This is a genomic window from Streptomyces finlayi, assembly GCF_014216315.1.
Taxonomy (GTDB): domain Bacteria; phylum Actinomycetota; class Actinomycetes; order Streptomycetales; family Streptomycetaceae; genus Streptomyces; species Streptomyces finlayi_A.
This window is the reverse complement of sequence record NZ_CP045702.1, coordinates 7,447,333-7,459,925: the sequence shown is the minus strand read 5'-3', so window position 1 is coordinate 7,459,925 and position 12,593 is coordinate 7,447,333. Positions and strand designations below refer to the sequence as shown.

The following is a 12,593-nucleotide window of genomic DNA, read 5'->3' as shown; positions in this document are numbered from 1 at the left end:
CGACCGAGTGGCGCTTCAGGCGTTCCGTGCCGTAGCGGGCGAGGGGTCGGAGGGTGAAGTAAGCCTGAGACAACGTCACCCGTCATGCGATACCACCCAGAACAGTGCACCTATCCCGATCTCTCACCCCGCGACAGTGAACCCGCACCGCAGAAAGCAGCAGACGGGGTCAGGGCCCGCTGCTTCTCCAAGCCTCCGGCAGGATTCGAACCCGCGACACCGCGTCAGGAGTCCTCCCTGGCGGAACAGCGACGCGTGGAAAGGCGGTCGCGTGGCGTGGGGGCCGGGGAACCACCCCGGACGAAGGAGGTTCAGCCGGCCAGCGAGCCGGTGAAGATCTGCCAGGCCAGAAGTGACTTCGCCACGAGGCTGAGAACCAGGTAGGCCTTCTCCCCGTATGCGTAGTCGGACCACCGGCCGACTCCGCGGTACTGGAGCCACTGGTTGAGACCGAAGCTGAAGAAGAGGGCGGCCTGGACGAGAACGATCCCGTACACGAAGCCGGGGATGGCCCCGGTCGCGACGATGTTGTACGTGATCGAGAGCCACGGCGTCACACCGACCAGCGTCCCGAACCAGAACGGGAGCATCGTGGTCACCACCCGTCCCGGCGGGTTCATCTCCTCCTCGATCCAGCCGAAGAGAATCATCCCGACGTTGGCGCCGATCACGGCGATGACGGCGTTGAGGCTGGTGATGCCCGAGTAGAAGCCGATGAGGAGCACCATCAGGGTCGCGCTCAGCGCGTACTCCAGCCACCTGAATCGGTTGATGCCGCGTCTGAGGTCGCGTTCGTAGGTGCCGCGGCACACCGTCGCCGTCAGCAGGTGGTCCAGTGCCGCGAGGGTGAGGAAGACGGCGACGGCCCAGCCGATCGGCACGTCGAACAGTGCTTCGGGGGCAGGCGCCTTCGTCCCTGGGGGCCCCTCGGGCAGAGAGGAGGTGACGGTGATCGAGAAGCTGCCGGCGAGGAAGAGGATCGCCAGGGCCTGGACCAGGTGCAGCAGCGTGAGCCCCACGTTCCACGCACGGAGCCCGGCGAGGCGTTCGGCGGTGACACCGGTGGCCACCGGTGTGCCGTCCTCTCTTCTCAAAATTCCTCCCGAGGGTCGGCGCCGCAGTACGTCTGCATGGTCGTCCCGTCCGGGTGGGGATGACGGCAATCACGTCGCTGCCCCGCCAAAAGCCACACGAGTGGCACAACGAACCGCCGCACCCGCCGCCGCACCCGCCGCTCTCCGGGACGGTCCGCGCGCCGAGAGCGAGTTCGCCCCCCATCCCCTGCGGTGCTGATGTGGCCCGTTAACTCTTTCGCGGTCCTGCAACGCGACCGCTGGCCTCTGGGCCCGGCATGACTGTTGCCCTCTGCCGAAGGCCCCCCGAAGATGATCATCGCCACTGTCCACAACCTCCCGGGACAGGACAGCTAGCGCACGGTCCGGTGCCTCGGCACAGTCCCGGAAGGAGGTGCGCTCGCGTCCGGCAAGCGCCAGCCCGAGCGGCACCACCGCCGGTGATCACCGGATGAGCCGATCGCCCGGTACGCGTGCGTGTCCCGAATCTGCCGCAGGGATCAGGCGTCCGCCCAGGTGTGTCCGGCCCGCTCCAGTCGTCCTCGGCCCGCGGCCAGATGGGTCAGGGCGCGGGGAAGATCACTCAACGGCTCGCAGAGGGCCTGGACCGCCAGGTCCAGGCCGGCCGGCGGTATACCGCGGTGGGCCAGCACACCGGCGAGGAACAGCAGGAAGTCGGTGAACACGCGCGGGTCGTCGACGAAGACACCCGCGGCGAGGAAATCCACCAGGAACCCCAGGTCCTCGACAGCGGCCTCGTACCGGTCGTCGGCGCACCGGCCCATCGGCGGGAAGTGCCGGCGCAGGTGGTCGGCCAGGTGCCGCAGAAGCTCACCGCGACGGCTGACGAGTTGGGTGTACTCCCCGTCAGCCAGGTGGTCCAGTGCGGGCTCCCCGGACAGCGGCGGCGGCCACTGTCCCACCAGCAGGTCCGCGGCGTCCACCGCGGTGCGCGCGTAGAGGTCGGCACCCAGCGCACGGGCCCAGATGCCGTCCGGTCCGAAGCCGGCGCCACCGACCATGACCGGGACACGCGCCAGTCGGCACGCCTCGATCGTGTGGTACACCCGGGGCAGGCGCACCGCCAGCATGCACGACAGGACGATCAGATCAGAGCCGTTCTGATGGAGATACGAGATCAGGTGTGCCGTGGGTACCCCGGCACCGAGGAACCGCACCGTGAAGCCGCGCAGTCGCAGCACCTCCGCAACAATGTGGGCGGGCAGGGTGTGCCATTCGCCGTCCGGACAGGCCACCACGACGCTCCCGAGAGGATGGTCGGGGACCGCTGTCGCGGCGGCGAGTGCGGAGACTGCCCGGTTGCTGACATGGGTGGCCGCGTGTTCCTGGGCCACACTCCACTCGTTGGTCACCCAGTGCTCGCCAACCGCTGCCTGGGCGGGTGCGATCAGGCCGAGCAGCACGTCCTCGGCGCTGACGCCGCTGGCGAGAAGTTCCAGGACGAGTGCCACGGCGGCGGTCTCGTCCGCTCGGGCCAGGTGGTCGTCGAAGGCCGTGCGGACACTCTCGATGGCGTCGGAGCGCTCGGCGGTCACTGCGACTGCCCCCCGTCCGTCGGCGCCGCAGGGGCCGCAGCCTGCACGGCCAGAACGGCGAGGTCGTCATGGTCGCCTCCGGCCAGCCACTGCCCGCTGCGCAGGTCGATACGCTCGGCGACCGCGCCGGCCGGCATGCCGAGGCAGGCGGCCAGGTCGCGCATCAACCGTCGTTCGCCGTACATCTCCTGCTCCGTCGGCCCGCCGCTCGCCTCGGTCACACCGTCGCTGTACAACAGCAGTAGTTCGCCGGCCGCCAGCCGGATCTCCGTCTGGTGGAAGTCCGGGTCGGGCAGGGCGCCGACCAGTGTCCCGCCTATGTGCACTTCCTCCACCGCGCCGTCCTTGCGCAGCACCAGTGGTGGGAGGTGGCCGCGGCCTCGTCCCGCTCGGCGGCCGCCAGCCACCGCCACACCGCACGCTCCCGCACCCCCAGCACGCCCGCCGCCGACCTCACCTGCCCAGTGGTGAGCTTCCCCTCCCGCCGCAGGGCCAGCAGACGGCGCACCACAGGCCCCCGCAACGCCCGAACCGACACAGCCGGCAAAGCCCCACTCGAATCACCACCCGCCCCTTCCGGAGTCGGACCCTGCCATGTCTGATCCACACCCCCGAGCACACCAACACCCATCGACCAGCGGATCAGAACTCACGAAACTGAGACAGCATCACCCCTCACGCGATAACACTCCACGACAGCGATGTCCCATGGATCTCTCACGCCCAGGACAGTGACCCCACACCCCGAAACAACCCATGAGCAGCAACAACACACCCAGACCCCGCTGTCTCCCACCCCACCGTCCCAAAACCGAGAGATCGCAGCCGACCTTCGCCCATCATCTCGGGGAGCCGGGGTGGTCCGGCGGTTCACCCAGCAGGGCGCCACCGGCGCGTATCTGCGGGTGATCGAACCGGGCGCTGTGCGCTCCGGGGACCCTGTCGAGATCGTTCACCGGCCCGACACGAGGTCACCGCCGCCCTGCAGTTCGGGGCCTGACGGCCCAACGCACCCTGTTCCGCGCTGCTGGCTGCCGGGGAGGCGCAGGCGCTGCACCCCCGAGGCGCTGCGCAAGGCGCAGGATTACGCCACGCGGCAGGGCTGAGAGCGGGCGGCCGTTCCGTGCAGGGGAAGCGGCGGGTCCGGTCCCGTGACGTGGCGTCATCCGTTGCGAGGTCCCGGGGCACTGCGGCGGGAACTGGATCGGTGCGCGGCGCGTCCACCACCAGTGACCGATGCCCGAGGAGAAGTCTTCGAGCCGAGTGACGTCTCAGGGGGAAGACCATGCCCGACCCGCAGCAGCCCTGGTACGCCCAGGGCCCGCCGCACCAGCCCGTTCCCGGCAACCCATATGCCTCGGAGGGCGGGCCCCAGGGGTTCGGGCCGCCGACCGTACCCACACCTCCGCCGCGTCACCGGTTCGGCCGGGGGCCGGTCGTCGCCGCGGTCGTCGCGCTGGTGCTGGTGGTCGTGGCGGGAGGGGCGTACGCGCTCTCCGACCATTGGCGGGACGAGCCCGCGAAGCCCGTGGCGAAGGAGTCGCCCGGCCCCTCCGGATCGGCGTCCCCGTCCGGCTCCCCCGCGGCAGGCGGCCCGGAGCTGAGCCACATTCCGACGACGAAGGAGGTCGCCGCCGCCCGGAAACCGGGCGAGTCGGCGGCGTGGATCGTCGACGACAAGACCGACCTGCCCAAGCAGATCAACAAGGTCCACGACCTGTGGATCGTCGGTGACACCGCCGTCCAGGCCCTGCACCGGAAGGTCACGGCCTACCGGCTCTCGGACGGCGCCGAGGTCTGGAACGTGACGCTGCCCTCCTCCGTGTGCGAGACACCGGCCAACCCGACGCCCGACGGCAGGGTCGTGGTCTTCCACCACGAGAGGCCGGACAACAATCGGGGCAACCAGTGCAACCAGATGCGGATGATCGATCTGAAGACCGGGGAGCAGGGATGGCGCAAAGAGCTCGACGAGCCCGGTGACCGGGACAACACGTTCATCGTCAACAGCGCCATCAGCGGCGACACCCTGGCCGTCGCCCGGAACATGGTGGCCATCACCTACCGGATGGACGACGGGAGCAAGCTCTACGAGATCCCCCGGGAGAACAAGAACAAGTGCGTCCCCGATGACGTGGCGGGCGGCGTTGCCCGGCTGCTGGTCAGCTCCGACTGCATGATCGCCATCGACCGGAGCAAGAACTACGGCCAGGTGCGCGAGCTCGACCCGCGTTCCGGAAAGGTCCTGTGGCGCTACCGGATGAAGACCGGCTGGAGCTTCGGCAGTCTGATCTCCATGGACCCGGTCGTCTTCACCACCTACAACAACGAGGACAGCGCGAGCGACTGGCGGATAACGGTCCTGGACCCCGGAGGCAAGCACCGCACCACCTTCGACGCCCGGGACAAGGGCTTCGAGCAGTGCGCCGGAGACGCAGGCGGAAACATCCAGCCCTGCCGGGGCTCCGGCGTCGGAAAGGGCCTCATCATGCTGGGTGCCACCGACCAGGTCGGCGCGTACGACCTGAAGACCGGGAAGTTCCTGTGGGGCGTCAAGTCCGATGAGCTGCGCAGGCTGTATCCGCTCCGCGCGGAGGACGGCAAGTCGATGCTCATCTACGAGGGTGCCACTTCGAGCCGCCCCGGCCGGACCTTCGTCATGGGCCCGCGCGGTGCCGGCACGGAGAAGGACGTCGTGAAGCACCCGGTGGCGACCGCCCCGTACGAGTACGAGATGTCCATGGGGCACACGGCATACGTCGACGGAAGGCTCGTCCTGACGTCGACGATCGTGAGCGGGGACGAGAAGCGGAAGCCCTGGCGGGAGGCCCGCATACTGTCCTTCGCCCCTGCCGCACCCTGACCGCCCCGCGGCACCCTGACGGGAAGTAAGGGGCCGCCCCGGCCCGGCCATAGGGACCCGGTCGGGGGTCGCTCAAGGGTCTGCTGCATAGCCGGCAGGCGGTCGGCCGGAATGGGGTCTGTACAGCGACACCCTCGCCCACACACGACCACTGACCAGCCCCAAGAACCCCGCTCAGAACGATCAGCACCGACTCTTACCAACACCAAACCGAGAGATCGCACCTCCGTGTGTCGGGCGTCCCCAGTCCCGGACGGGGGATGGAGATCGAGGTGTACGCCGCCGCCGGACGCCCACAGCTTCATCCCACCGGCTCGCAGCACGTGTCGCCGCGGACAAACGAGCAGCAGATGCGTGATGCGGCGACTGCCGCGAAGCTGGGGGTATGACTGATCCACTCGTGCCTCCCGAGGAGACACCGCCTGCCGAAGGCTCCACTGCTGAGGCGCACGAAGAACGTGCCGACGGCGGCCTGTGGGAACATCCGGGCATCTGGGTGTGGCTGATCATCATCGGCGCCGTCATCGTCGCCGCGTTCTTCATCGCCCGCATGATCTCGTTGTGACCTGGGCAGCACCGAGCTGCGCCGGCCCCGCTGGAACCACCGGATGCCTCATCGCGGCGAGTTGCCCGGGACACCCCGGGGCTGGCCGTCAGCCGGGTACGTCGTCCGAACGCGTCGAGCCGATCCGCGCGTCGTGGCCCATGCGGGCGCGGGTGCCGATGACGATGCCGTCGGAGGTCGCGGCCGTATGTCGTGCCTTCGCCCGGATCTGCGGTCGCCATTGATTCACCTCGCGCTCCAGGCGCGGGCGCGCGGCGAGATCCGGTCGTGCTCCCGATCCCAGCGTGACGGCCCGCCGCTCGGGCACCGGCGACGCATCCCCTCAGTTGGCCTCGCAACCGATGCCGTCACCATCGCGGTCGAGGTTGTGCGGGTCGGACGGGCCGACCCAAACGGGACCGGAAAGGTCCTCGCAGTCGACGTCGGGCTCACCCGCGGGCGGACCGGGCGGGTAGGTGCTCTCGGATTCGTCCGGCGGCGCCGGAGCCTCGACGAGGCGTATGGCGGCGTCAACGATGATCCCGCCCCTGACTGTGTAAGTACCCTCGTACGACTGCTGGGTCCCATCCGGCCGCAGTACATCGATCGTGACAGTCACGCTCCCTCCCGTGACATCAAGAATGTGAACGGTGTCGCGTTCAACATCGGCGAACCCCGCTGCGAAGGACGAGTAGGAAGGGTCGCCGAGGTTCTTGCCCCCGAGGTCCCACGCCCGTCGGTAGTCGCGCGCGTTGATGGCATCGAAGTACGCCTCGACGGTGGAGGCTGCGCCGGTGGGGGCGGGCGGCTCCGGCGTGGTCGGGGCTGGGGGCGGAGGCGGGGTGGGAGTGGCCTTGGGCGGTGCCGGGGAGGGCGTTGGCTCAGGGGTGAGGGCCTGGGTCTCGGTCCGGGTCTGCGTCCGAGTGACCGTCGGAGTGGCCCCCTGCGGCGTCTCGTCGCCCTCGGAGCCACAGCCACTGAGCCCTGCCACGGCAACGGCCGCCGCCAGCAGGAAGGCCGAGCCCGAGCAGAGGACGCGGCTCATAGGCATCACCTCACGGAGAGGGTCCCGCATTCACTCCAGTGTGCGCCGACGGTTTGGGCCGCGCCTGTGGAACCACGCGTCCCGAGGCGGTCGGTGTTTCACCTCGTACCGCGGCAGAGCCGCATCCGGCCGCTGGAAACGTGAGCGCCGCCTGGCAGCGATGTTCGCCGGCCTGGGACCGCAGGCGGTCGCAGCGGACCGGGCGGATGCGGCTGATGTCACCGTTGTACTTGATCAGGCCGGCGGCCATGGCGGCGACGCCCTCCGGCTCGCCGCCGAAGGCTGGGACGTCACGGCTGTCGACGTTTCACAAACCGCCCTCGGCCGCGTGAGCGCGGGCGCCGCGGCCACCGGCGTCACCAACCGGGTCCACACCTGGCGACACGACCTGGCCGCGACCTTCCCCGACGGCGCCTACGACCTGGTCACCGCCACCTACTTCCACACCCTGATCGCCATCTCCCGCGCACACGTACTGCGCCGGGCCGCCCAGGCCGTAGCTCCCGGCGGGCTGCTGATCGTGATCGAACACGCCTCCCTGGGCCCCTGGTCCTGGCGGACCGGCCAGGACATCCAGTTCCCCACCCTCGACGAGGTCATCGCCTCGCTGCAGCTGAAAGACGCTGGCACGTCGAACGAGGCCACGCTCCCCAGCGCACCGCCACCGGCCCTCAGGGGCAGACGGCGACCGTCCCCGGACCCCGCGCCACCGGACGTGCAAGGTTTAGCCGACCGTGAGGGAGCGCGAACCCCATCGTTTCGGGCGTCCTGGGCCGCAGCAGGGCCCGAAGCGGGGCTTCTTGGGTCAGGAGTGACGGGATTCGGCGCCCTTGCGGGGCAGGGCTGCCTCGCTCGGCCCGCCGACGTGGGCGAGGAGAGCCAGGGCCGTCGCGGACGGGGACCCCTGGGCGGCCGTGGCGATCACCACGGCCGGTCCGCTTCCTCGCGGACTCTGGAGTGTCTGCTGGGTGACGGTCAGGTTCCCGACCGCGGGGTGGTGTATCTCGTAGTCGGCGGCATCGCAGGCCAGGATCCGGTGATCGGCCCACATGGTGGCAAACTCCGGGCTGCGGATGATCAGCTCGCCGACGAGCCCGGCCAGCAGAGGATCCTCCGGGTACCGGCCGGCGGTGAGGCGCAGGTTGCCGACCACGGCCTTGGCCTTGGCGGGCCAATCGGTATAGAGGTCGCGGGTGTGAGCGTCGAGGAACACCAGTTTGGCCATGTTCGGCCGACAGCCCGGTTCAGCGGGGCTGCCCCGGTCGAGATGGCCGGCAAACAACGCGTGACCCTGCGTGTTCCAGGCCAGAACGTCACTGCGGCGGCCCATGACGATGGCGGGGGTGCCTTCGAGTGCGGCGAGCAGCGCGCCGTGAGCCGGGGTGACGCGCTCGGGACGGGGCCGGGGTGCGGCTTTGCCCCGCTTCGGTGCACGGGCGAGTTCGTACAGATGGGCCCGCTCGGACTCATCCAGGCATAGGGCGGTCGCGATGGCATCGAGTACCTCGCGCGAGGCGTTGCGTGACTGGCCCTGCTCGAGCCGGGTGTAGTACGGCGCGCTGATGCCCGCGAGCATCGCCAGCTCCTCCCTCCGCAGCCCCGGCACCCGGCGCCGCTCGCCGTAGGTCTGCAGCCCCACATCCTCGGGACGCAGAAGGCCCCGGCGTGCCTTGAGGAATGCGGCGAGCTGCCCGTGCTTGTCCATGAACCGAGTATGCGCGGCAGATCCTGAGCCGCGCCTCACCCTGCTGGGGTACGGATCCGCAGGGTCTGGCTGCTCCCCGCACCGGCCCTCATGATGAGGCCCACACCCCCCTTCTGTCGTCTTCATCTGTTGGGATGCCCTGTGAGCACTACGACGTTCGAGAGCACCGCCCCCAACCGGCGAGATCCGCTGGCCGGCCTCGATCTGACACCCTTCACCTTCACCAGGCGGTGCTGGGTCGACTCGACGCCGGACTCCGTGTATCAGCTGATCAGCGACGTGTCCCTGATCGAGACGTGGAGCCCTAGCGCCAGCGCCGTGAGCTATGAGCCGGGAGACGGCCCATGGGTCGGCGCACGGTTCAGCGGACGCAACCGCCGTGACGGGCGCGAATGGGTCACCCACTCCGAGGTGGTCCAGGCTGATCCAGGTTCCGCGTTCGCCTTCGTCGTCGGCGGAGCCGAGCAAGGCATCGTTCGCTGGAACTGGCACCTCTACGAGCAGGGCGTTGGCAGCATCGTCCAGCAGTCCTGGCGCCTGTTGCGCACCGACCCGCTCCTGGGCAACGCACCCGCGGACCTCCATGCTTTGCGGGACCACATGGCAAGCAGTGCGGAGGCCACCCTGCTGTCCCTGGCGGAGTGGATCGCGCGACACCGCACTCAGCGGTAGCCGCCCCGGTCCAGGTGGCGCGAGACTGTGAGGACGATACGGGTTCACCGCGCGACCCAGCGGCCGCCGCACTCACCGGCGAAGGCTCCCTCCCTGCCCGCAGGGTCCAGATCCATTGCCGGTGAACTGGGACCCAGTCATCTGCCGCTCGGCCCGTCCAGACGACCACCCGCAAGACCTGATTCGGGGCCGGCGCTGATGAATGGACGACACCGTAGTCATCCCCGTGCACGCCCGGCTGGGAATACGGATCCCTGTCCACGCCGTCAGTGCCTCGTCGAAGCAGGCGTACGCCTCCTCGTCGAAGAACACACGAACCGGACCTCGGCGACCGGAGGGAACGCGGCCTCGCGGACCGTACGCACAGCGATCCGCGCCCCGCCTCGAGCGGCCAGCCGTAGATGCCCGTCGAGATCGCCGGAAAGGCAACCGTCCGGGCTCCCAGCTCCGAGGCCACCCGCAGGGATTCCCGGTAGCAGGAGGCCAGCAACACGGAACAATCCCCCGTACGCGACCAGACCGGGCCCACCGTGTGGACGACGTGCTCCGCGTGCAGCCGGCCGGCCGTCGTCGCCACCGCCTGCCCGGTCGGCAGTCCCTTGCCGTAGTGCGAGGCCCGCAGGTCGCGGCAGGCGGCAAGGATCTCGGGTCCACCGCGCCGGTGGATCGCGCCGTCCACCCCACCACCACCGAGAAGGAAAGGAGTTGGCGGCGTTGACCAGGACGTCGGCGTGCTGCTCGGTGATGTCCCCGCGTACAAGGGTGAACGCCGGCCGTGCCGTCATACCAACAGAAGCGCAGCCGCCGCACGAAGGGCACTGACGGCGGCAAAGTCGGAGCAGATCGACCGGGATCACATCTGGGCGTGGAACCACTTGGAGGGCGTCCGGAAGGGTGAGAGGCCACCGAACCGGAGCCCAGCGACGCGCTCCGACCGGGAAGAGGCACGCACGCTGGAGTGGGCACACCACCTGTACGACGGACTTGTCCGATTCTTCGGCGGGACGGCCGGCGAAGGTCACGCCGTCCCGGTCCGGCAGGTCTGATTCCAAACCGCACCTCCGGTGTCCCCGTCGCTGCCCGACGAGTGACTACGTGACCGAGCGGGTGTTGACAGCCCCGCGACCCGGTCAGACCGGATCACGCGACACCCTCCATGCCGGACCGGGACCGTTCAGCTGCCGGGGCAGGACCGAGCACATCGGCGAGTCCCTCCGTGGGCAGCACCATGCTGACCGTGGCCGAACTGTTGACGCACAGGCTGCAGCCCGGAGGAATCCGGGCGAGCAGGTCCGCGACCGGCAGCCGTTCGAACCCCAGCTGTCCGACGGCCCGGAGAAAGCGGGGGGAAGTGTAGACAGGCACCACCGCCGTTCCGTCGGGCGCCGACGCGCTCACCGGCTCACCCTGCGCCGTGAGCAGAACCGCGACCTCGGCCCGAGCCAGGGCTGCGGTGACGTCCTCCGCCCGGCCGTACCCGGTGGTGGCGAGCTGGATCGCGCGGTCCACGTCGTCGGCCGGCTCGGGCCACCCCATCGCCTCGGGCGACGGTTTGTAGTCCTCGTTGTCCTCCCACTCGACGATCTCGCCCTCGGAGTCGGAGCGCCACTGGCCGACAACGGCCCACGCCGGCGGCGGGCCCTCCCCCTGCCAGGCGGGATCGGCCAGGTAGAGCCAGTGGTCGGGTGCCAGCCTGGCGGCCCGGACGAACTCCTCGGGTGGTACGGGGTTTCGGGGGGCGGCGGGGCTTTCGGCTCCGGTCTCGCTCATCTCGTCCTCACTTACTGGTACCAGGGTTGGTGCTGGGCCTGCCCGGTCGGGTTCACCCGGAACGGATTCACCCGGAACGGATTCACCCGTCATATCCGCCCACCATGCCCGCAGACCGTCCACCGGAACGGGCAGGACAACGGGGCGAGCTACTGAGGAACAACACGTCCCGGCCGGGACAACCGGTCGAGGAGGTAGGAGCGACACCGTCACATACACAGGCAACCAGTTCACCGACTCCTACGTCGACACCAGGAAAACGGGCATCGCGAGCGCACCACCAACTGCCCGCGTCCACACCGGCTCCCCGTCCTCGGCCACACGGACAGCTACCGTTCCTGCCTCCGCGAGCACCTCTGCCACGCCCACGGACCACACCGTAACCGGCGCCCAGATGCACCGCGGCGTCGGCGTCGGTGACCGGTGCGGCCCAGCCGAACGCGGCAGGCGAGGGTCGGTAGTCGGGGTTGGTCTGCCACGCGACGATCTCGCCGCGCCAGCGGCCGAGTACGGCCCAGGGCGGTGCGGGCTCGCCGTCCGTCTCGCCGAGCCAGTGCCGGTCGGTCACCGACAGCCGGAGGTCGGGGACGGTACGGGCCGCTGCGGCGATGTCCTCGGGCGGAACCGGAGAGTCCGGATCCTCTCGCGGGAGGATCACGGGAGGACGCGTGGACACGTAGGCGGGTGCCGTGCGGGAGGCGGACATCGCTCCGAGGGCAGGCATCGGCCCGCGGGCGTCGTCCGGGTGGCTTCCAGAAGGCGGCATGCGGTCACTCCAGACAGTCATGCCGCGCGCGGATGCCCGGCTCGTGGGGTAGACACGAAAACATCTCATCGCCGTCGGGGCCCCTCGTCGTTGCCCCCCGCTCCGGCGGCCTTCCCGGACCCGTACGCCCGTGCGGCCGCCAACTCGGCAAGCAGCGCCCGGGCGTGCTCGTCCGGGAACAGTCCTTCGCGGGCGACAAAGGTTCGTAGCTCCTGCTCGGTGAGCGGATGAACGTCCCAGTACCGGCTCATGGGGCCGCAGCGGGGTCCGCAGCATCGCCTCCATCTACTGCGCCTCGCCCTCGGGATCCAGCTCCCTGCGACGAGTTCGGCGCGCTCCCGCTCGTATCGCCTGAGGAGTTCGGTGCAGACCGGCGCCTCCGGGTCCGGGGTGGTCTCCTCGGCACCGACCGTATGGAACGTGTCGCCGAGACGGAGCACATGCGCACGCTCCCGCATGCCTCGATAGAGCCTCAGGCGTCGCTCCCGCAGCCGCCTGCGTCCGTCGTCCGGCATCGACTCGCGGCCCTCGAATCGGTGGTCGAACCCGACCAGCGGGCGGGTGTCCACGTCGCTGTCCCGGAACGGGATTCCGTCCAC

The 12,593-nt window shown here is 69.8% G+C and carries 10 protein-coding genes and 4 pseudogenes; 5 read left to right on the top strand and 9 right to left on the bottom strand.

Going from position 1 to position 12,593, the window contains the following annotated elements; all coding sequences use genetic code 11:
* Positions 1-311: 311 nt before the first annotated feature.
* From heR to F0344_RS34135, 3 genes are all read right to left on the bottom strand, one after another.
* Positions 312-1,070: a heliorhodopsin HeR gene (gene heR / locus F0344_RS34145; RefSeq protein WP_185296824.1), complete on the bottom strand. Its 759-nt coding sequence runs from the start codon at positions 1,068-1,070 to the stop codon at positions 312-314.
* A 503-nt stretch (positions 1,071-1,573) separates the two neighbouring features.
* Positions 1,574-2,629 (bottom strand): cobalamin B12-binding domain-containing protein, encoded by a 1,056-nt coding sequence (locus F0344_RS34140; protein ID WP_258049532.1) that lies wholly within the window; start codon positions 2,627-2,629, stop codon positions 1,574-1,576.
* Positions 2,626-2,964 (bottom strand): SpoIIE family protein phosphatase, encoded by a 339-nt coding sequence (locus F0344_RS34135; RefSeq protein WP_185296825.1) that lies wholly within the window; start codon positions 2,962-2,964, stop codon positions 2,626-2,628. The genes F0344_RS34140 and F0344_RS34135 overlap by 4 nt, the downstream gene beginning before the upstream one ends.
* Positions 2,965-3,457: 493 nt before the next feature.
* Between F0344_RS34135 and F0344_RS36375 the strand changes: the two are divergent.
* The 3 genes and pseudogenes from F0344_RS36375 to F0344_RS34120 form a co-directional block, all read left to right on the top strand.
* Positions 3,458-3,735: pseudogene (locus tag F0344_RS36375) on the top strand (MOSC domain-containing protein); the annotation flags it as partial.
* Between the two features lie 179 nt (positions 3,736-3,914).
* Positions 3,915-5,492, top strand: a complete 1,578-nt coding sequence (locus F0344_RS34125) for an outer membrane protein assembly factor BamB family protein (protein WP_185296826.1) — start codon at positions 3,915-3,917, stop codon at positions 5,490-5,492.
* 385 nt (positions 5,493-5,877) lie between these two features.
* A complete protein-coding gene (locus F0344_RS34120) occupies positions 5,878-6,057 on the top strand; it encodes a DUF6480 family protein (protein WP_185296827.1) in 180 nt (59 codons plus the stop codon).
* A 97-nt stretch (positions 6,058-6,154) separates the two neighbouring features.
* Here F0344_RS34120 and F0344_RS34115 read toward each other — a convergent pair.
* Together F0344_RS34115 and F0344_RS36370 are read right to left on the bottom strand one after the other, a co-directional pair.
* Positions 6,155-6,325, bottom strand: a pseudogene (locus tag F0344_RS34115) (telomere-protecting terminal protein Tpg); the annotation flags it as partial.
* Positions 6,326-6,379: 54 nt separating this feature from the next.
* Positions 6,380-7,081, bottom strand: a complete 702-nt coding sequence (locus tag F0344_RS36370; RefSeq protein WP_258049533.1) for an excalibur calcium-binding domain-containing protein — start codon at positions 7,079-7,081, stop codon at positions 6,380-6,382.
* Between the two features lie 160 nt (positions 7,082-7,241).
* On the opposite strand from F0344_RS36370, the pseudogene F0344_RS36365 reads away from it, so the two are divergent.
* Positions 7,242-7,559, top strand: a pseudogene (locus F0344_RS36365) (SAM-dependent methyltransferase); the annotation flags it as partial.
* Between the two features lie 327 nt (positions 7,560-7,886).
* On the opposite strand, the gene F0344_RS34100 reads toward F0344_RS36365, so the two are convergent.
* Complete coding sequence (locus F0344_RS34100) at positions 7,887-8,786, bottom strand: helix-turn-helix domain-containing protein (RefSeq protein ID WP_185296828.1); 900 nt, start codon at positions 8,784-8,786, stop codon at positions 7,887-7,889.
* Positions 8,787-8,927: 141 nt separating this feature from the next.
* On the opposite strand from F0344_RS34100, the gene F0344_RS34095 reads away from it, so the two are divergent.
* On the top strand, positions 8,928-9,458 hold the full coding sequence (locus tag F0344_RS34095; protein ID WP_258049534.1) for an SRPBCC family protein: 531 nt from the start codon (positions 8,928-8,930) through the stop codon (positions 9,456-9,458).
* A gap of 267 nt (positions 9,459-9,725) precedes the next feature.
* Here the strand turns inward: F0344_RS34095 and F0344_RS34090 are convergent.
* The 3 genes and pseudogenes from F0344_RS34090 to F0344_RS36360 form a co-directional block, all read right to left on the bottom strand.
* A pseudogene (locus F0344_RS34090) lies at positions 9,726-10,243 on the bottom strand (O-acetyl-ADP-ribose deacetylase); the annotation flags it as partial.
* Between the two features lie 355 nt (positions 10,244-10,598).
* The gene (locus tag F0344_RS34085) at positions 10,599-11,228 is read right to left on the bottom strand and encodes a type VII secretion system-associated protein (RefSeq protein ID WP_185296830.1); all 630 of its coding nucleotides are present in this window, start codon (positions 11,226-11,228) and stop codon (positions 10,599-10,601) included.
* Between the two features lie 831 nt (positions 11,229-12,059).
* Positions 12,060-12,593 carry a hypothetical protein gene (locus F0344_RS36360; protein ID WP_258050218.1) on the bottom strand — a complete coding sequence of 178 codons (534 nt, stop codon included), beginning with the start codon at positions 12,591-12,593 and terminating at the stop codon, positions 12,060-12,062.